Source organism: Paenibacillus sp. S33, from assembly GCF_053615415.1.
Window position 1 is genome coordinate 4,627,345 of record NZ_JBSIEZ010000001.1, and the last position, 21,204, is coordinate 4,648,548.

Sequence of the window (21,204 nt, forward strand, 5' to 3'; positions counted from 1 at the left end):
AGAGATAAGTGCTGTTAATCAAAATTTTAAATACCTCATTTCACAGGCTCGGATGATCCAGCTCATACAGGCTGCGGTATCGGGACTGCTCCTGCCACAGCTGTTCATGGCTTCCTCGCATGGAAATGACCCCTTTTTCCATAAAGATCACCTCGTCCATATGCTCCATCCCCGTCAGATGATGCGTGATCCAGATGAGCGTTTTACCCTCCAGCACTCGAAACATCGTCTGCATGAGCTCATGCTCTGTCAGCGGGTCAAGCCCCACTGTCGGCTCATCCAGTAAAACAATCGGGTGATTTTGCAGCAAAATCCGCGCCAGTGCAATTCGCTGTTTTTCTCCACCGGAAAAACGAAGACCTGTCTCCTGCATTCGGGTATCGTAGCCCTCCGCCAAAGAATCAATCAGGGCTCCAAGCCCTACCTGCTCTGTTACTGCACGAACCTCATCCAGCGTAGCATCGGGTCGTCCCAGCCGAATATTGTTCGCTACCGTTGTATCGAATAAATACGGCTGTTGGTTTAGCACTGCAAATAGACTGGAGTATGCTCCACCTGTATATACGGGAATCCCTGCGACAGTGACGCTACCTTCATCAGGCTGCAATGCTCCCTGAATCAGGTTCAGTAGCGTGGACTTGCCTGCACCACTGCGGCCAAGCAATGCAACCTTGCCCCCCTGTGGTACATGCAAAGAGATATCACGAACGCTCCATTCCTGTGTTGCCGCATAGCGGTAGCTTACGTTGCTCAGCAGCAGGTCTCCTCCGTGGCCCAATCGCATAGCGGTAGCCTGTTCCTCTAGAATATCTGCTGTTCCGCCTGCTCCAAGTGTAGGTGTGTCTTTCTCCGAATCCTTTAACCGTCGAAGTGAATCCTGATACTCCGGCGCATGAACCACCGCTTCTCCAGCGCGCACGAAGGCATCCAGCAATGGAAAAGCCACAAGGGCAAAGGATGCCAGCCATGTGGCTTCTATACGATTCTGTGCTACCAGTCCTCCGGCCCACACAGTCATAATCACAACCCCGCCACCTACAACGCATTGTGCGATCCAATGAGAACGCCACTCGCTCCGGCGAAGTGAATTTTCCATTACGGCAGCCCTATTGTGTCGTTGTGTAAAGATGCTCAGGAAATGCCCAGTCCGTCCGCTCAGCACCAGATCACTCATGCCGAACAGAGCGTCCGTTAGCTCCTGATAGGCTTTACTCCGTTCCTGCTTAAACACTCGCCGTTTGGCGAGTGAGGTCCATAGTGAGATAGCTGGGGCAATAAAAAGCAAAAATCCGCCATATAGTGCCATGAGCAAGGCAAAGGTTCCGTCCATCCGTCCAAGCGCCCAGATGCCTGCTGCATAAATCAGCAAAGCCGATAGCGCAGGCAAAACTAGCTTCAAATAGATGTTTTGAAGCTGCTCAATATCCTCTGCCAGCAGTCCCAAGAGGTCCCCTGTACGGAATTTGCTGCGAATCATCAGCGCCTGCGGTTCCACTGCCCGATATAAGCGTACCCGCATACGCGACACAAGGCGCAATGCTGCATCATGTCCTACCAAGCGCTCCAGGTACTGAATAACCGCTTTACTAAAGCCAAATGTTCGCACAAGCACAATTGGAACGTACACCATTAATATATTTTCCGGTTTTAAGGCCGAACGGGTAATCAGATGACCGGACGTAAAGAGCAACGCGCCCGCACATCCAATGGCCAATGCACCCAAAAGAGCAGCTACCAGAAAGGCCCAAAAATATTGTCTCAGATACGTCACAAACCAGCCTTGTCTGCTATTGTCCGTTACTCTCATATCGTCCGTTCCCTCCTTCCGAAATCCCCGTCAGCAATCGGTAATATGCCCCCTTACGGGCAATCAATTGTTGATGGGAACCTACTTCTTCCAGACGACCTTGATTCATCATCCAGACACAGTCCATATCTGGCATCCAATGTAGCCGGTGGGTGGCAAGAAACACTCTTTTGTGTTTCAAAACCGATAAAATCGTCTGTTTTAGCTCCCACTCTGTCTCAATATCCAGATGCGCCGTAGGCTCATCCAATAAAATGACCGGACGGTTACTGAGCAAGGCCCGTGCCAATGCAATCCGCTGCGCCTGCCCTCCGCTCAGTGTCCTACCCGCTTCACCAATGGGCTCATTCATTCCACCCGGAAGACCGTCTACCAGTTCACGCAGTCCAACCGCGTCAATCGCCCACTCTACCTGCTGGTTGGATGCCTCAGGTTCATAAAAGCGGATATTATCTGCCAAAGATGCGCTAAACAGGTATGGATGCTGTGGAATATAGGCAATATGACGCTGCCATTCAGTTTTGGCTTCCCCACCCAATCCGCATCCATTCAGGAGTAGCTCGCCTGAAGTCGGATCAGCAAAGCCGCCAAGCAGACTAAGCAGCGTCGTTTTACCTGCACCGCTAGCTCCAACGATGCCGATCATGTTCATGTGCGGTTCAACATGTGCTGACACATGTTCAAGCCGAGCCGAACCGTCTTCATTCAGGAGGCACACATCAGACAGCTCAAGAATGTCCTGTCCCGTGATGTCCAATCCTTTATCGTTAGCTGCCTGTTTATTCGGCTTAGTCGCATCATCCTCTGTACTGAGAATGGAGCGCATTGCTCCCCAAGCCTCCTTACCATCCAGTGAAGCATGATAGTCTGATCCCAACTGGCGTATAGGCATAAAATATTCTGGCGCCAAAATAAGCACCGCCAGCGCTGCCTCCAAACCCACCGAGCCACTAATCAGGCGCAAACCCAAGCCTACCGCGACAAAAGCGACCGATAGCATACTAAAAAAATCAAGGGCAAATGAGGAAAGAAACGCTACCCGCAGCGTGCGCATCGTTGCCGTGCGGTATTGGTCGCTAACCTTCCCAACCGTTTCCCCATGCTCTTGGCTACGACCCAAAAATCTTAGTGTCTGAAGTCCACGGAGCGAATCCGTGAAATGATGAGATAACAGACGATAGGAACGCCATTGCTTGTCTGCCTGCTTCCGCGCCGCCAAGCCGAGCAAAATAAAGAAGCCTACCAAGATTGGCATCGTAGTCGTCAAAATCACACCTGAAATGACATCCAATGTGAAAACATACACAAGCACAAGTATAGTTACAGCCATCATGTCAATCATACGAGGAATAGACAGTTCCAAATACGTGCGAAAACGATCCATACCGTCCAGCGCTAGCGTCACCAACTTGCCGCTGCCTTCCTGCGCTGCAAAACCCGGCCCCCGTTCGAACAAACGTGCAAGCAGACGCTCCCGTAAGGAAGCGCCTGAAGCTTCGGCAAAACGGCCGGCTGTCCGGCGTTGTAGCCAGATCACCGTATGCCTCATTGCAAAAGCTGCGAAAAACAACGCCAGCGACGGCCAAGCCATCACCAGCGGATTTTTATCAAATAAAATCGTAACAGCCTTTGCTAAGAAGATTGCTTGCGCAATCACAGCGGCCCCCTGGAGCAGGGAAAGGGCAGCCAGTAGCAGCATCACTGGCCGAATGCCCTTTAATTCAAACCATGCCTTATCCATTAGTATTCCAAATGATCCTTCTCACTGAGACGCTTATGGAAAACAAAATAGCTCCATGCCTGATAAGCCAACACAAAGGGTAAAAGCGTTGCTGCAACAATCGTCATGGCTTTCAGTGTGTAATGACTGGAGCTTGCATTATAAATCGTTAAATCAAAAGCACTGTTAATCGAGCTCACCATAAATCTTGGGAACAAACCGACGAATAACGAAACGAAGGTCAGCAAAATCACTGCACCTGTCATCCCGAAGGCCCATCCTTCGCGGCGCTGTTTCAGGAAGTACCATGTCAGCACATAGGCGACAATTCCCACCGCAACCGCAGCATACATAAAGGGACCGCGACGTGCAAATAAATCCGTTGCAAAATAGGTCCATACCACCATGCCCGCGAGTAAAATACCCAATACCGGAAGAAACTTGGACGCGATCACACGAGCGCGATCCCGTACTTCTCCAATCGTCCGCAGGGAAATAAACGTCAGCCCGTGCATTAGACACATTCCGACCACTGTCAGTCCAATCCATACGGTGTATCCATTGAATACATCGGAAAATCCAGCTTTCAAATCCATGTTTTGCTGAATAGGTACACCTTTCACCAAAGCCGCAAAAGCCATACCGAACAGCATCGGCGGTAGAAAGCTGCCAATCAGAATGCAGGCATCCCACGTTCCAGTCCACCATTTCCCTTCAGCCTTGCCGCGGAACTCAAAAGAAACTCCACGCAAGATCAAACCTAGCAAAATAAAGACAAATACCAGATAATATCCGCTGAACATGGTTGCATAAAAATGCGGGAATGCGGCAAACATCGCACCTGCTGCTGTAATCAGCCACACTTCGTTGGCATCCCAGAATGGACCAATCGTATTGATCATCAAACGTTTTTGTTGGTCATTACGCGGCACCAATCCTGTGGCCATTCCTACGCCAAAATCAAAGCCTTCCAGAAAAAAGAAGCCAGTAAACAGCACTGCGATCAATAAGAACCATAAATCATTTAGCGACAATGGTGTCACCCCCTTGAGCAAAAGGATCATGAATTACCGTTTGTTGATGCGGCTCAATATCTGGACCTTTGCGAGCCGTACGGTAAAACAGAAACGCCAGCACACCTGTTAAAATTAAATACAATGTGGTAAATGAGATGAACGAGAACAACACTTCTCCAGCCACAACAGTAGGCGAAACAGAATCTTTCGTTTGAAGTAAACCAAATACAGTCCACGGTTGGCGACCTATTTCAGTCATGATCCAACCTGAAGTATTCCCAATGAATGGAAGGGATATCCCCCATATCATAAGACGGAAGAACCAGCGATGTGAACCTTCCAACTTTTTACGGAACGTCAGGTAAGCTCCGTATAAAGCGAGTGCAATCATGCCACATCCCGCCGCAATCATAATGCGGAAGCTCCAGAACGTGGTTCTTACTGGCGGGATATAATCTCCCGGACCATAGGTTTTCTCATATTCTGCCTGAAGCTCATTCATACCAGGCACAGAGCCGGTAAATTTACTATAGGATAGAAAACTCAAAGCAAAAGGAACTTTAATCTCAAAGGTATTTTCCTTTTTTCCAGGATCAATCCATGCGATAACTGTCCAAGGAGCGGGGTCACCGCTGTTCTCCCATAAGCCCTCACTGGCAGCCATCTTCATCGGTTGTGTTTTCACTAAATATTGAGCCTGACCATGACCAAACAAAGGAATAGCTATGGCGCTGATTAAGGCAACAATAATGCTCAATTTGAAAGAAGGTTTAAAAAAGTCCATATTCTTTTTTTGCATCAGCTTCCATGCACTGATACCTGCGATCAGAAATGCTCCTGTCGCAAAAGCAGCAAACAGCGTATGCGGAAATTCCCATAGCAGTTGTTCGTTCGTTAGCAGAGCGGCAAAATCTTTCATTTCTGCACGTCCATTTTGAATCTCATATCCTACGGGACGCTGCATGAATGAATTAGCAGCTAGAATCCACAATGCCGATAACATCGTACCGATTGATACCAACCACATACAGATTAAATGGACCGTTTTGGACAATCTTTCCCAACCGAATACCCATAATCCGATAAACGTCGATTCCAGGAAAAATGCAAGCAATGCTTCAATCGCCAGCGGCGTACCGAATACATCACCGACAAAACGGGAAAAGTCCGACCAGTTCATCCCGAACTGGAATTCTTGCAAAATCCCGGTGACTACGCCCAGTGCAAAGTTAATCAGCAGAAACGTTCCCCAGAATTGAGCCATTTTTTTGTACAAGTCATTTTTCTTGATAACATACATCGTCTCCATAATTGCCACCAATAACGACAATCCAATAGAGATCGGCACATAAACAAAGTGAAGAATCGTTGTAGTTGCAAACTGCAACCGTGCCAAATCCAATACGTCCATGATGTTGCTCCCCCCTGCACTTCTCTTAACAATTATTTATAGTGTCTGTAATCTGAAGTCTTCTACATTTGTGATAGTATTCACATTCTTACATATGCAGCGGTCACTTTTTAGAAAATGACTCACTCCGTACCTTCACCATGGCTGTCATGATCCGGCTTCAGATTATCCCCATTATATAGAATAAATTTAAATAAAATAGAATCGAAAATGTGAACATCGTGTCGAAGCTGTGTCATAATGGTGTCGATTTGATGAAAACACCCTAAACTCCATAATAAATGTGACATTTTCGATTGATCTATCCATTTTTTCACCATAAAAAAAGAGCCTCTCTTCGTTCGAAGGTTATACCTCCGACATCTGCAAGAGAGACTTCATAGCGTTAAATCTAGGAATCTATCAACAGCCATCTGTTCCTCCATTCTTTTGAACCCGATTACGGTAGGAGGAAGGTGACATTCCAGCATACTTTTTAAATTTACTATGAAAATAATCTGCATTCGCATATCCCACGCGTTCCGCCACCTGGTGTACCTTAATTCCTTGTGCAAGCAATTCCCTTGCTCGCTCAATCCTCACCTTATCCAGGTAGGCATTAAAGGCCTCGCCAGTATGACTTTTGAACAGTTTGCCCAAATAGCCACTATTGTAATTGAACATATCTGCCAGTAACTCCAGTCGCAAATTTTCATCATAATGACTATGTATAAAGTCAATCATTTGTTTCATGATGATGCCCTTGCCACCAGATTCAGTCTGGCCAATCCATTTTTGCAACACATGCTCCAGCGAGTGATCCACCAGCTCGCCCAATGTGGAATAAGCATATACATCGGTTATAAAGCTGGAGTGCTCCTCCAGCACGGTTCTGCTGTGATCCTGTCCGGCTGCATACTTGTTCAACGCCAGTGTGAATGTTTGGGCGAACGCCGCCTTGATTGCAGATTCTGTGCGATAAATCCGTGGAAATTGGTCTTCCATTTCCTTAATGACACGGGTTGCAGCTTCACTATTAGCCATATCTAGCGCATAGTACAGCTTTTCTGCATAACGTAGGGGATCATTTGTAGCACGATCAGACGCTCCACTCATTTCAGTCTCAACTGTCTCCAATTCGTATAGGTCTCCGGAAAGCATGACTCTTTCTGCCCGGAACAAAAACGTACGTTCTAACAATCGTAGTGCCTGCTCAAAAGATCTGGGAATTTCGTTAAGAATGGATACAGGATCACCGGCAGCCACATAAATTTCCGTTGCCCACGGCTTTAGCTCCTGTCGCCAAGTAGCCAGTAACTGAACAGCGTCTTTCTCCGTTTTTAACGTGGCGGGAAGCAAAAGACCCATATATATTCCAGCCTCAAACACGATACCTCTGCCCTGCTCATGGCACAATTCCGTTAGCCGCTGCTTTGCTGCCGACTGCCGAGCTTGCCGATCCCAGTCAGGAATACGTAAATCCAGCAGAATAACCTGATAGCTACTCCAGTCCAACGCTGGTAACGCGGGCTGTTGTCCATGTTTTCCGTTACCGCTTTGATGTTCAGCTTGCTTGGATGCTCTGTGCAGAGAATCACTGCTTTCCACAGCATTACGAGCATGCTCTCGATGATCCGGAAACAATAGTGCTTCGATCCAATTACGCTCATGGGAAGGCGTACTTCCCCATTTGCCGTCTTCTTTCTCGTCCTCAATGTTTTGCCATACCCGTTTCAACTCTGTCGTCATTTCTTCCTCATCAACTGGCTTCAGTAGATAGCCATCTACCCCGAAGCCCAAGGCTTGCCGTGCATAATCAAAGTCTGCATATCCGCTTAATATGAGAAAATGAAACGGCTCTCCGTTCTTTTCACGTATGCTTCGTATGACCTCCAGTCCACTCATCCCGGGCATACGAATATCTACAATGACCAGCTCCGGCCGATGCTCTCCGAACTTATCCAGAGCCTCGCGTCCGTTCCCTGCCGTATCGACAATACGGAAGCCACAATTCCCCCAGTCAATAATAGAGGACAATCCTTCACGAATCGCAGGCTCATCATCTACAATCATTGCTTTATACATTTGACTCTTCCTCCCTTGGTATGGAAAAGTATACGGTTGTTCCTACTTGTAATGCGCTTTCAATATGTAGTCCATAACGTTCGCCGTACATCAATGTCAGACGTTGATGTACATTACGCAGGCCAATACTGCTCCCTTCCGGCTCATCCGCCCCCCTGATCCGATCTAGCAGACGGGTCAGTTGCCCAGCTTCCATGCCGATCCCGTCATCTTCTACTTTAATTTTCAACTCTCTTTGTTCTATTGTAATATCTACCTTCACGGTAACTGGCTCTTCCTTATTTTCCAGGCCATGAATGACTGCATTTTCCACCAGCGGTTGTATGATTAAGGGAGGAATCGACATGTCCGTCGCGCTTTCTTCCAAATTCACTTCATAGATCAAACGATTTCCAAATCTGAACTGCTGAATTTGCAAATAGGATCGCACCATATCCAGCTCCTGTAGTACCGTCGTTTTACCACTGCCAATCTCCAGATTCCGGCGCATCAGCCTGCCAAGCAAACGCACCGTCGTTGCAATTTCCGCTTCCCCATTCAGATGTGCTTTCATTCGAATGGACTCTAACGCATTAAACAGAAAGTGCGGATTAATCTGGCTGGCCATCATTTTTAGCTTGATATCCTTTTGTGCCAATTCCAGCCTGTTGTTGTGCTCACTCGTCTCATAGACCTGCGCCATGAGTTGGCGAATACTACTCACCATATAGTTGAAACGGCGGGATAAATCCCCGATCTCGTCCTTTCCCTCCACACTCGATACCACATGAAAATCGCCCGCGGCTACCTTACCCAGCTCATAGCTCAACCGCTGTAGTCGTTTGGTAATCAGCCAAGAAATGATGGTGATTAGAATCAGTGCCATAACCAGCACTGCAAGAACACATAAAGCACCAATCAGGCTGATTCGGTTGGCTCCCTGTACAATATGCTCCGTCGAAAACACTGAAATAATCGTAAATCCGCTCACACTGGAGGCGGGCAGCAGCTCATCCACGATGATGTTGGAGGGCACTCCGTTGATTTTCGCTTCATATATCCCCTTACCCGCACGCTGGACGTCAAAGCCCAAATGTAAATCGCTCAACGTTTGGCCCACCGACTGTGGATGAGTAGCTGCGACCACAATCCCGTTACGATCCGTAATCAATGTTTCAAAAGGCTCCTTGCTCAGCATATGATTCAACTCGGTCTGGCTCAGCGATATCATCAGAACTCCCTTGGTATTGTATTCAGGAAATGGAATTTGCCGTACCAGGCTCAGGCGATTAACCGGGTTATCTTCCTTATCCTGAATGTAAAACCAGTTAATCGCCGTCCCCTTCAAAGCCGTCTGGAACCACTGCTGCCGCTCAATGTTAGAGTCCACTGGAATAAACTCCAGATTATTGACAAGCGTCGGATTGTACGAATAGAACCGGATGGTAGCAACTTCTCTATATTGCTGAGTATACTCATTAAAATCCTTGTATTGATGATACGCATTCATCAGCTCTACCATACCCGGATACCGTCGGTTCGCCATCTCCCTCAGCCTTTTATCGAACATGAGCCCATTTGAAATATCCGTTGGCACACGCAGTAAATTTGCCGTCTGGCTCTTGATCTTTTCCACATTGTTTACCGTCTGGGCAATTGCACTATTCAATGCCTGCTCTCGCAAATAAAAAGTAACGCAGCCGCCCACCACCAGCACCGGGATCATGACAATCAGTACGTAGGAGAACAGCAGCTTATTCCGCATACGCATATTATTCATCAAAAGCCGTACTCCACGATTCATGCCATCCCTCCTATAAGATAAGCGCTTACATTTTTATGTATTTTCACATTCTCTATCACAATCTACACGTTTCAGTTTAAAGCTTCGCAACCTCTATATCTATATTTTTGTAAAATTTAAAAATGTGGCGAACGGAGTCACCACACTTTACGATTCCTAAACTATTTACGTACAAAAGGTTCGATATGCACTCCCTGCGGCAGCTTATGCGGATCTTCCGGGTTGATACGGTCATAGAACATAATGCCGTCCAAATGGTCCATTTCATGCTGCACGACAATCGCTGCATAACCTTTGAAAGTCAATAGCTCCTGTGTTCCGTCTGGTAAAGTGGCCTTAATACGAATTTTTTCGTAACGCGGTACATATCCGGCTACGTACCGATCTACAGACAAGCACCCCTCACCCTGTTCCAAATAAATCATGGACGTGGAGTGACTGACCAGCTTCGGATTAAACAATGCATACTCTACCGTTTTGTCCCCATCTTCATAATAAATAGCGCACATTCTTTTGTTCAAACCTACCTGGTTCGCAGATAACCCCACACCCGGGCGCAGATCATAGCGGCCAGCCAGCTCTTCATTTTGGCTATTTTTCAGATAATCTAGCATCCATTGCATCTGTTGCAGGTCCTCTTCAGACAGCGGCAGGCATACCGGCTCAACCTTTGTGCGCAAAATCGGTTCCCCTTCACGCACGATATCCTTCGTGAGAAGCATGTCCATCGATTGATTACTCATTCGTCAGCCTCGATTCATTTAAATAAATATACTTTCATGTTATTCTGCAAAAGTTAGGGAGTTCCCAATATTCCTACAAGTTTTATCCCATAAATTATATCTATTCATGAAATGAATTGTCAAAATGAAGCGGTATTTAAGCCATTAAATATTCATTGCCTTAATGGTTTATCTAATTAACAATTATACTGATGCTCTATATATCCTTAAACGAAAAACCCCCTTAACCAATGAAATGGTCAGGAGATTTTTTGCCGTTATCATACCTTTGAAATTAATCTACGTATCTTTTCTTACTATTAAGATGGCTGCTCCAACGCACTTGGAGCTTCACTAAACAGCTGCGCCTTTGGATTCGGCTGTGTCCAGGTATTATAATATTGCGAGTTCTTGCCGTAGGAGTTGTCAATGACAACATGCGGCATATCAAGCAGACAGGCCAGAATGTGACCGTGCAACCGTGAAGTGCGAACCTCGCGGTAAGAGCTGAACAGCGTAACCGCTTTGTTCATGAGATGGTCTGTGTACTTGTACCAGAATGTACGCGTAGGTAACGGGCCACCGATTTTCTTATCCAGTCGATAAAACTTCTGGAAATAGACAATTCCCTTCACTTCCAGCGGAGTGAACAAAGTATCCCAGTCCAGCCGGTGAGCGGCATCTGCCTCGTCATCGAACTTCTTTTGTCCACCCACCGTTTCAATATCAGTCCGCAGGAAATACAATACATCCTTCACAGTTTCCGTAGTCGGCTTCAATGGCCAGAGCTGGTGTGCCATATCAGGACATAGTGTGATACTGCACTGGTTCAGCTTGTCCTTAGCCCACTGATAAGAGCGTGTATCCCGCACAAACATATGTAGATCCGGATGAGCATTGAACAAGGCAGCGACTTCATTAGCCTTCTGTTCAGATTGAAAGTGGATCGTCTGCGGCATAATCACAATTCGGTGGTTAGGGAAATCGCGAACGATGCGTTCTCGCAAATTTTGGTGATTTGAATAGAGATCGCCGAAGTTGCCGCCGCCGTGGCACACGATAATCCAGTCACCCGGAATTTGGAGCCGATCGGGAATATCCATAGCGCTATAACGGGCACGGACACGGATGCCATTATCCTTGAAGAACGCTTCGGTGCCTTTCATGATGAGTACATCCCCACCGTTATTATAGACGGGATAATCGACATAAATGATATTCGAACCTTGGGGGACTACGTCGAGAATGACGCTCAGCTTATTTTTCAGTTTAGCCATGGGATGCAAATTCGGCATCTTTCAGTTCTCCCTTCCTGCGCTTCTTTTGTATAGTCTGAATGACAAATGTAATATCACTTTTATCAAAAATGATCCGTGATAGCGGAACATTGAAAAACATCGGGAATGAGAACAGTGAGAACGCCAATCGTACACAAGCGCCTACAAGCAAAGCAATCGCAATGCCGTCCAGACCGAAGATCGGTGTACAAATAAAAAATAGACCGACGGTGATCGCATAGGCTACAATTTGCCGAAACAATACCAGTCCCGGACGTCCCAGCGCGTTAAAGGCCGAGGCCAGAATCCATGAGCCGCCACCAATGATACATTCCAGTGACAGCAGGTAGAACGTTAGCGATGCTTCCAGGAAAGCGGGGCCGTACAGCAAACCCAGCATGTATCGTCCAATGAAGAGAGCAGGCACAATGACGATTAGCATCGCAGCCATAGAGATGCGAAAAGCCCGACCTACCGTTTCGACAATCTTGCTGTGCTCCATCCCCGTCACCTTTGGAAAGGTTACGTTAGTGACGGCATTTTGCACCACATTGAACACACGAGACAAGGCATAGACGACAGAGTACAGACCGAACGCTTTGGGTGATAGCAGCGCCACAATAACGATTTTGTCCGTTTGTGTGGACAGCGTCCCCATCAGCTCCATCCCGTAAACCCTCGCTCCATAGCTATAATAAGGACGAAGCACTTGGCGGCTGGTAAATGGGCGGAAAGCACGCACATTCATATACTTGCGCAAACGGAGGAACGCCCACACTAGTGCAAGGAAACTCGCGGCAAAATTCACTGCCCCAGCCAGCTGCACATTGAGCAAGCCCATCAGCCACAGTGTCACCAGACCGATGAAATTCAGTAACGGGTAGTAAAACAACAGACCATTATATACGCTAAACCGATCCAGTCCTTGCGACAATGCTGTCGTCAGCGCTGTAAGCACTGCCAGTGGTATGGCTGCCGCACAATAAAGCTGGGACAGCTGGATGATGTCCGCACCATAACCATTCAGCCACAGCGGCATGCATATCCAGGCCACAGCCCCTGCCAACAAGCTGGCAGGCAACTGAATCCAGAGCGACAACGCCAGCAGTTCTTCCGTCGTGCCTGTTTTCTTCTTGATGTTGTAAATTAACGACGTTGGTAATCCGAAGCTCAACACACTGCCGATCAGCGTAGGCCAGAACAGAACTGCCGCCAGTTCTCCTTTCCCCTCTACTCCGAGCATACGTGCGGTCAGGATGGAAGTCAGGGTCGTGACGATTAGCACAAAAAAATTGTTAAAGCTCGTGCGCATGATCGTTTTAGCGAGACTGTCACCCGTGAATACTTTCCTTGCTGCTGTCCATGTGCTCATGTTACGTCCAACTCCTGTTCCTTATTAAGCCTCTCGTCTTTATGCTCAATCGCGTCTTATGACGCACCTCCATCAGCCTACCGTTTTTTTGGAATTACGTTCAGGCAACTGTCCCCCGCCAACAGGCTCCTTCGGACTTGAAAAGATCGCTTTCAGCGCTCTTCTATAGCCTTGAATGGCAGTATGATTTTTCTTGGGCTTTTCTCTCAAAATCTGATACAACGTCGTCCAGTATAGTGCTGCATAACCGATCGGCCCAGATCCCTCTTCACGCAGAAGATGAATATGATTCATCACCCGCATATAAGTAACCTGCTCCATATTGTCGCGTGAGGACGGCGATTCGTGATGAAGTAGCGTAAGCGCCGGGTTAATGTATAACGGACCGCTTTTCATCGCGATGCGCGAAAGTAATAAGTCCTCGCCTACGCTATAGCTTTGCAACCAAGGTACCGGCTCCAGACCGCGAATCGCTTCACGACGAAATGACATATTACAGCCATGGAAAAACTGGGTTCTAAACGTCTTCTTGGCCTTATGCCAGTTATACATCGAGCCGGACTGACCGCTGAGGGATAGCCTTCCTTTGGACAAAGACTGCTGGAATGACAGCAAGCATCGAATCGTTCCCATGAAGCTGTTACTCATTCCCTGTGCAATACCGCCGACACCAGCGGCCTGCGGGTAAGCCTCATAGGTACGCATCAACTCATTCAAGTAGTTGCTCGGCAGCTCAACGTCATCGTCAAGGAACAAAATGATGTCACCCTGCGCAAGTTCAGCTGTCTTTACACGAGATAACCATAATCCCGGCTGCTCCTTGCGATGATATCGGTAGGTAATTCCCGCTCTGCCCAACTGACGCTCATAACGTTCCAGCACATGTTTCGGCAGTTCTCCGTCGTCAATAATCCATAGCTCGGTTTCACATGCCTCCGGTGCTCCCCCAATGGCAATTGAATTGATGCATCGGGTCAGATCATCAACCCGATTTCGGGTGCACAGAGCAATGGACAAGCTTAACATCATACTCCCCCTTTATCCTGTCAATGTGTATAAAACGGATTACTGAACCGCCGGGCCTAAATATTCGTTATATTTTTGCTTACGCGGGTTCAGAATGAACAACACCCCCTGCTTGTATCCATCTGCGGCATTAAAATTGCGACGCAGCGTTTCTTTGAGCATCAAGTAGGATAAGGTCCATAAAAGGGCTCCATACTGAATCACTCCAGCCTTTTTCAAGGCAAGAAAATAATAGTGGTTAATCGCTGTTGCCTTGGCTACTTTGCCCGCCTTATCACGCGAGCTTGGAGATTCATGATGAATGATGGTTAAGTCAGGATTGATAACCAATTTGCCGTAACGGCTCGCTAACTGGCACATGTACAAATCGTCAGCCACGGCATAACTGGTCATCCACGGATACGGCTTCATGTCCCGAAGTGCATCCCTCCGAAATGACATATTGCAGCCATGGAAAAATTCTGTATCGAAAACCTCCGTTGCTTCGCCCCAACGCAGCAAAGAACCTGCCAGACTACTAGGCGAGAGCTTGCCGAGGGATGGAGACATCTGAAATGTCAAAACGCCCAGCAGCTTTCCTGCCCGGCTCGAATGTAATCCCTTTGCAATCCCTCCAACACCCACAATCGTTTCATCCTGATCATAGGTATCGAGCAAGCGCCGGATATAGAGTTTATCGTCCAGTTCTGCATCATCGTCAAAATACAGCACAATATCATACCGCACAAGGGACAAGGCCTCATAGCGGGATAACCAAACGCCGGGACGACTTTTTTTATAATATTTCAAAACGCTTTGAGGCAATCCGGATACCATGTGACGGTACTGCTCGATCTGTTGGTCGGAAATATCGCCGTCATCAACAATTAGCAGTTCTACAGCCGTATGCTCCAATTGCTGCTGTACTGCAATAGATTGTATACAGCGTGTCAGGTCTTCGATCCGGTTGCGGGTACAAATGATGATGGAGACATCGGACATGCCATTACCTCCTGTGTGTGTATCCAGATGCTTTGGAAGAGATATTCAAAGTTTTTCCAATTGCTGGATTATATATGTTTATTGTATCTTTGACAGCGTTTTAGTGTATATACCTCTTTTGTATACTTTTTCAGTCTCCAAAAGGGTAGACAATCCTCTAAAAAGAGAAAAAAAATAGGATTGGCTTCTAGTGCCAATCCTGATTTACCCTTGGAAGTCCAGAAACAACGTCGCATTCACATACCGACGTGCCATGGACAAAAAATAACTATTTTGTACCGCTACTGCTGCCACCAGCAAAGTATTACGCACCGCTTCACACTGGTTAGGGGTCAAATGCTGTAAACGACTGGTGTATTGATCAGCCGCCTGAACCAGCAACTCCTCTGTCGCACCTTCTTGACGCTGCTGTCCTGTAACGGAAATTCCGTTGTCCTTTGCAAAGCCTGCTACTGCCACATCAAGCAGTTGATCTCCGTTCGCATCCAGCTCCTCAAACAAAGTTGAATAGGCGGCGTACAAATCGACCGGCTGAATCAGATCGTCCGTATCATCTTCGGGTTGTTGGAACAGGATATGAAATAGCTGACGGATGGATTCAAAATCAAGACATGATTTTAAATCTTCTACAATGAGCAATATAGCTGCCTGGTTGACCGAGTATTTTTTGCCGATCTTCGGAGCGCCGAGAAATTCCTTGAAGTCGCGCTTGACCCAATTTTGCATAGAGGCCAGTGAGACATGGCTGTATTCGACCAGTTGACCCAGGGAAACAATCTCCTGCAGCGAAAAGGCTGCGCTATGCTTACCCTTGATGATTTTATCTAGCACAGGTGTCACGTCGGTGTATAAAAATGTCGGCATCGTGCTCCCGGAGCGGGCAAGATGGCTATGAGTGCGCCTCCAGGCGTCCTGAAGAACGGCCAAAGGCTGCAATTCGCGGCGACCTTCCATGGCCAGCAGCAAATGGGCCATATCACGACGAGTAAGGGTAAAAGACTCCATCTGCTTTCCTCCCTTTCTTACATTTCAAGTTCATATGAACTCATCATACGCCCTCAAACTAGGCTTGTAAAGCGAAGCAATGAGCCGTGCGGGTTCTATTATGCCTTATTTTCCGTGTAAATTGGAGGTAGGTGACCTGCTACGATTCCATATGAACCTTGTATATTTCCTTTTAAGTTCTTAAAATAAGTTCAAGTGAACTTAAAATGGAGTTCCTTAAAAAATTGAACGAAAAAGGGATGAGTGAAAATTATATGGGTATAGGTGTCAGTCTATTTTTGTTTGCGGTGTTGATTTTATTTAGTGCTTTCTTCGTGGCTACCGAGTTTGCGATTATTAAAATCCGTTCCAGCCGGGTCGATCAGCTGGTCGTGGAGAACCGTAAAAACGCACTGGCGCTACAAAAAGTCGTCAATAATCTGGACGGCTACCTGTCCGCCTGTCAGCTTGGTATTACGATTACAGCGTTGGGACTCGGCTGGCTCGGTGAACCGACCGTAGTCAAATTGCTGGAGCCTATCTTTCAACAGCTCAACATCAATGGGGATTTTTCACATATCCTGGCCTTTATTATTTCATTCGTCATTGTAACTTACCTGCACGTGGTGATCGGTGAACTGGCTCCCAAAACATTGGCGATCCGCAAAGCGGAAGCTGTCAGTCTGTTAACCTCTCCAGTCATCGTGTGGTTTAACCGGATTATGTATCCGTTTATTTGGCTCCTTAACGGATCGGCCAATCGTCTGGTTCGTCTGTTTGGTCTTCAACCGGCTAGTGAGCATGAAGAAGCACACTCTCAGGAAGAAATTCAGATCATTTTGTCCGAAAGCGTGGAAAGTGGTAAGATCAATAACACCGAATATGGCTACGTAAATCGTATCTTTGCTTTTGACGAGACCGTTGCCAAAGAAATTATGGTGCCACGTACAGATATGGTATGCTTGTTTACGAATCGCTCGCTACAAGAAAACATGCTGACTATTCACGAAGAGCAGTATACCCGTTTTCCGGTGGCGACAGATAGCAAGGATCAGATCATTGGTATGATTAATACCAAACAGCTATTCCTTGAGTATGATCGCAATCCCGAGCTTGTTTTCGACAGCCTGATTCAACCGATCTTGACCGTTCCGGAAGTTATCCCCGTCAACACGCTGCTGAAACGTATGCAGAAGGAGCAAGTTCATATTGCTCTCCTGGTCGATGAATACGGTGGAACCTCCGGCCTCATTACCATTGAGGACATTTTGGAGGAGATTGTTGGCGAAATTCGGGACGAATTTGATAAGGATGAACGGAAGGAAATCGAGAAACTGACGGAGAACAGTTATTTGATGGATGGTAAAGTAATGCTTTCCGATCTGAGTGATCTGACTGGCTTGACATTGGACAATGAAGACGTGGATACTGTCGGAGGGTGGGTGTATAGCCGGGTTCCGGAACCTAGACAGGGCAAGGAATTCATAGAAGATGATGTGAAATTTATCATTCGTGAAATGGGTAAAAATCGTATTCGTCGGGTGGAGATTATTTTACACCACACATCCCCCGCATCTGAATTGGAAGCAGAATCGGACACTTCTTCCCGGGAGTGAACCCGTGTGACCTGAGCGTTTATCTTTGCACTTGTGACACTTGCGTTCACTCCTACTGAAATGACATATTCCCAGGGCAGACGACTTAGGTCGTTTGCCCTGCACGCGTGTAAGGAGGAGCTAGTAAAGTGGATATTTTATCTTCTATTATTATGGGAATTATTGAAGGACTGACAGAGTTTTTGCCGGTCTCTTCGACGGGTCACATGATCCTCACGGCTAATCTTCTAGGATTAAACACAGAGAATGATACGGTCAAAACGTTTGAGGTTATCGTGCAATTAGGTGCTGTGCTGGCGGTCGTCGTATTATACTGGCGCAGATTCCTGAGTCTGTTTGATTTCAGACGCAAAATCTCGAGTCAGCCACGTCTAAACCTGTTACATATTATTTTAGCCATGATCCCTGCGGGCCTGATTGGCGTACTGTTCCGTGATGTAATTAAGCAATACCTGTTTGGTCCTGAAACGGTTTTATATAGTTTGGTGATCGGGGGCCTGCTCATGATCGCGGCTGAGAAATTCCATCCGCCTATTAGATCACATACGCTGGATGAGATCACGTACAAACAAGCATTTACCATCGGTGTGTTCCAAGTCCTAGCTCTGTGGCCAGGCTTCTCCCGTTCAGGCTCAACCATGTCTGGGGGCCTATTCGCACGTGTAAGTCATACGGCAGCCGCGGAATTTACATTCCTCGTATCGGTTCCGATCATGCTGGGTGCATCGGGCATTGATATGATCAAAAGTATGGATCATCTGTCTATGAGTGATTTTCCAGTGTTCGCGGCCGGCTTTATTACTGCCTTTATCGTGGGGATGCTGGCGATCAAAACATTCCTTGGTCTGCTCAAACGCTTGAGCCTGACTACGTTCGCCATTTACCGCTTCGTGCTGGCGGCTGTGTTCTTTTTCATTATTTTATAAGCCATTGTTTGGTACCCATAACCAATAACTAAAAAGGGATATCCATAGGGTCTGAATGATCAGCCTTGGATATCCCTTTTACTATTTTGCGGAAAGGATAGATCGTACTGAACTATCCCTATCATGCGTTCTGATTATTGTTTGGATTCCAGCGTAGTCAAATATTCCGAAATTTGAGCTGGCGTTTTAGCGTATTTGCTGTGCAAATGAGCAATTTTTTCGCCATTACGGAACACGAGCAGACTCGGAATGCCGCGCACTTGATTTTCGTCGGCAATCGGCTGAAATTTCTCTGCATCAAGCGCAAAGAAGCGCTTATCCGCGTTTTCCTCAATAATGCCGTCCATAAATTTATCCAGTGTCTTGCAATCCGGACACCAGGTTGTATCAAATTTCACGACGGTCAGACCGTCACCGTTAATTAAATCCTGATATTGCTGCTGAGATTCGATGCGTTCCATTCGTTGGTCCCTCCTAGAGTGTATTTATAACGTCTCCATATTAACATATGAATTATAAACCGAGGCTTATTCCTATATTGTAATGGTTCTTTTATAAATTGCAACTTGGATAGGTACATGTTCAAGCGTGTACTTCGGTTATAGACTGAAATGTAGCGTTTATAGTTAGGAGCAACAGATGAACACACTTTTGTACCATCATTGCCCTTATCAGCGGTATTGCGCATCATAACGATTGGCTCGGCTGATTTGCTGTAGCGTCTGCCGCTCTTGTTGAGTTAGCGGTGCAATATCCGCCGCAGAAATATTATGCTCCAATTGTCCCAAAGAGCTTGCACCCGGGATCACAGCAGCGACAGTCGGATGTGAAAGACTATAACGAATCGCTGTCTGACCCATACTACGGTCCGACCCTGCAAATGCCTTTAATTGCTTACGCACATCCAGCAGCTCTGCTTCATTGTAGTCCAGATATCCCTTGGCTATCTTCCCTGCCCCTTCGTCAGCCAATACACCACTGGCCACAGGCCCACGTGCAATCACGCTAATTCCCCGCTCCTGAAGCAAAGACAGTACCTCTTCCTCTGCACGCCGATCCAGTAAACTATACTGATTCATAACACTAACGATATTCGAACGTTCAACATATTCACGGATGACATGAGGGCGAATGGAGGAAATACCATAGTAACGAATAACGCCCTCCCGCTGTAGTTGCTCAAAAGCCTCTATGGTTTCGTCCATCGGATCGTCAATCGTCCCTCCGTGCAGCTGATACAGGTCGATGTAGTCCGTTCCAAGGCGCCGCAGGCTCTCTTTAACAGCAGACAGAATATATTTCTTGGATGGGTCCCATCCCCAGCCCTCCTGCCCCGGTAGACGCCGATTGCCGACCTTGGTCGCCAGGATGACCTCCTGCCGCCGTCCACGGATCGCTGCACCCACGATTTCTTCATTGCGTCCGTGCTGGTACAAATCTGCCGTATCCAACAGGTTTACGCCCCTGTCTAGCGCTTCATGAATCAAGTAAACACCTTGCTGCTCCTCCGTACCGACCGACATACATCCCAAACCAATTTCACCTACCAGCAAATCCGATGATCCCAGGCGGTTTTTTTTCATTTATGATCCCCTCACTTCCAACAACGTATAACTTTAAATTTTTAATATTCTCTATTATACGAAAAAAATATACAAAAAAAACAACCCCAAAGACATAGAGACTCCACGCTCTCCAATCCTTTGAGGTTGTTGTATGAGATTCGTATTCCATTCATGCTATCCGAACAGCCATTGGACAGCCTTAGGAAATTGACGCTGAAAACAATCCACACGATGTACCGCATCCTGATCCAGCTCAAGAAGCACATCTTTTGCATCCAGTCCCTGTGTCCGCAGCACCTGGTGTGCCTGGAGGGTCAGCGGAACCATATCTTTTTGTACATTCGTCTTCCCTTCACCTTCACGGGTCCCGACAGATATATACAAGCGATGTGTCCCATCCCTCACAGTTGCACATGATGCAGATTGCATATAATCGATCATACCGGGATACCAATACGAGCCCGAGATCGAACCGATGCGTCCGAATACATCCTTATACTTGAATACGGCATACATGGAAATTAATCCGCCCAATGAGGCGCCAATGATCCCCGTATGCTCCGGTCCGGTTTGTACCGGATATCCCCCCTCGACATACGGCATTACTGTTGTAACCACAAACGCCAGATAGGCATCTCCGCCACCGCCAAAAGCAGGTCTTCCTTCTACTAAAGCCGCTGCCTTCCAAGGCGTGTAATCATCCAGTCGATTTACGGGCTCAATACCTACCAGCACCACACGGGGCAGCTCTCCCGTAGAAAAACCTCTTTCCAGCTCATCCAACCTGCTTAGAAATAAAGAGCTGCCATCCTGCACATATAGCACAGGATACAGCTCATTATGATTCATGGAGACGGGAGGTGTATAGACGTGCACAAGGTACCCATCTAATAGAATTTCATCTATATGACCTTTCATCCTACACAGTCCTCCA

General features: G+C 47.1%; 17 protein-coding genes. 2 read left to right on the top strand and 15 right to left on the bottom strand.

Annotated features, from left to right (window positions below; translation table 11 throughout):
• Positions 1-40: 40 nt before the first annotated feature.
• The 12 genes from cydC to ACWGXJ_RS21240 form a co-directional block, all read right to left on the bottom strand.
• A complete protein-coding gene (gene cydC, locus ACWGXJ_RS21185) occupies positions 41-1,807 on the bottom strand; it encodes a thiol reductant ABC exporter subunit CydC (RefSeq protein WP_452567547.1) in 1,767 nt (588 codons plus the stop codon).
• On the bottom strand, positions 1,788-3,548 hold the full coding sequence (gene cydD / locus ACWGXJ_RS21190) for a thiol reductant ABC exporter subunit CydD (protein WP_452567548.1): 1,761 nt from the start codon (positions 3,546-3,548) through the stop codon (positions 1,788-1,790). The genes cydC and cydD overlap by 20 nt, the downstream gene beginning before the upstream one ends.
• Positions 3,548-4,561: a cytochrome d ubiquinol oxidase subunit II gene (cydB, locus tag ACWGXJ_RS21195; RefSeq protein ID WP_061828918.1), complete on the bottom strand. Its 1,014-nt coding sequence runs from the start codon at positions 4,559-4,561 to the stop codon at positions 3,548-3,550. Before cydB ends, cydD begins: the two co-directional genes overlap by 1 nt.
• A complete protein-coding gene (locus ACWGXJ_RS21200) occupies positions 4,548-5,954 on the bottom strand; it encodes a cytochrome ubiquinol oxidase subunit I (RefSeq protein WP_069290415.1) in 1,407 nt (468 codons plus the stop codon). Before ACWGXJ_RS21200 ends, cydB begins: the two co-directional genes overlap by 14 nt.
• A 402-nt stretch (positions 5,955-6,356) precedes the next feature.
• Positions 6,357-8,018 carry a response regulator gene (locus tag ACWGXJ_RS21205; RefSeq protein ID WP_452567549.1) on the bottom strand — a complete coding sequence of 554 codons (1,662 nt, stop codon included), beginning with the start codon at positions 8,016-8,018 and terminating at the stop codon, positions 6,357-6,359.
• Entirely contained in the window at positions 8,011-9,801 is a 1,791-nt protein-coding gene (locus tag ACWGXJ_RS21210) for a cache domain-containing sensor histidine kinase (RefSeq protein WP_254329510.1), read from the bottom strand. Before ACWGXJ_RS21210 ends, ACWGXJ_RS21205 begins: the two co-directional genes overlap by 8 nt.
• 161 nt (positions 9,802-9,962) lie before the next feature.
• Positions 9,963-10,544, bottom strand: a complete 582-nt coding sequence (def, locus tag ACWGXJ_RS21215; protein WP_452567550.1) for a peptide deformylase — start codon at positions 10,542-10,544, stop codon at positions 9,963-9,965.
• A 299-nt stretch (positions 10,545-10,843) separates the two neighbouring features.
• Complete coding sequence (locus tag ACWGXJ_RS21220) at positions 10,844-11,818, bottom strand: polysaccharide pyruvyl transferase family protein (protein WP_023990345.1); 975 nt, start codon at positions 11,816-11,818, stop codon at positions 10,844-10,846.
• A complete protein-coding gene (locus ACWGXJ_RS21225; protein WP_023990346.1) occupies positions 11,793-13,172 on the bottom strand; it encodes a lipopolysaccharide biosynthesis protein in 1,380 nt (459 codons plus the stop codon). Before ACWGXJ_RS21225 ends, ACWGXJ_RS21220 begins: the two co-directional genes overlap by 26 nt.
• A gap of 72 nt (positions 13,173-13,244) precedes the next feature.
• Positions 13,245-14,198 carry a glycosyltransferase family 2 protein gene (locus ACWGXJ_RS21230; protein WP_322174868.1) on the bottom strand — a complete coding sequence of 318 codons (954 nt, stop codon included), beginning with the start codon at positions 14,196-14,198 and terminating at the stop codon, positions 13,245-13,247.
• A gap of 39 nt (positions 14,199-14,237) precedes the next feature.
• The gene (locus ACWGXJ_RS21235) at positions 14,238-15,179 is read right to left on the bottom strand and encodes a glycosyltransferase family 2 protein (RefSeq protein ID WP_235309915.1); all 942 of its coding nucleotides are present in this window, start codon (positions 15,177-15,179) and stop codon (positions 14,238-14,240) included.
• A gap of 204 nt (positions 15,180-15,383) precedes the next feature.
• Complete coding sequence (locus ACWGXJ_RS21240; protein ID WP_254350666.1) at positions 15,384-16,184, bottom strand: DUF1836 domain-containing protein; 801 nt, start codon at positions 16,182-16,184, stop codon at positions 15,384-15,386.
• Positions 16,185-16,408: 224 nt separating this feature from the next.
• Here ACWGXJ_RS21240 and ACWGXJ_RS21245 point away from each other — a divergent pair, with 224 nt between their 5' ends.
• Both ACWGXJ_RS21245 and bacA read left to right on the top strand, forming a co-directional pair.
• Positions 16,409-17,779, top strand: coding sequence for a hemolysin family protein (locus ACWGXJ_RS21245; protein WP_069292024.1), 1,371 nt, complete (start codon positions 16,409-16,411; stop codon positions 17,777-17,779).
• A 128-nt stretch (positions 17,780-17,907) separates the two neighbouring features.
• A complete protein-coding gene (gene bacA, locus ACWGXJ_RS21250) occupies positions 17,908-18,705 on the top strand; it encodes an undecaprenyl-diphosphate phosphatase (RefSeq protein WP_081112421.1) in 798 nt (265 codons plus the stop codon).
• Between the two features lie 134 nt (positions 18,706-18,839).
• Here the strand turns inward: bacA and ACWGXJ_RS21255 are convergent, their stop codons facing one another.
• From ACWGXJ_RS21255 to ACWGXJ_RS21265, 3 genes are all read right to left on the bottom strand, one after another.
• Entirely contained in the window at positions 18,840-19,166 is a 327-nt protein-coding gene (locus ACWGXJ_RS21255) for a thioredoxin family protein (RefSeq protein WP_025721930.1), read from the bottom strand.
• A gap of 210 nt (positions 19,167-19,376) precedes the next feature.
• Complete coding sequence (locus ACWGXJ_RS21260; protein ID WP_452567551.1) at positions 19,377-20,288, bottom strand: aldo/keto reductase; 912 nt, start codon at positions 20,286-20,288, stop codon at positions 19,377-19,379.
• A gap of 156 nt (positions 20,289-20,444) precedes the next feature.
• Positions 20,445-21,188: an alpha/beta hydrolase gene (locus ACWGXJ_RS21265; protein ID WP_452567552.1), complete on the bottom strand. Its 744-nt coding sequence runs from the start codon at positions 21,186-21,188 to the stop codon at positions 20,445-20,447.
• Between the last annotated feature and the right edge of the window lie 16 nt (positions 21,189-21,204).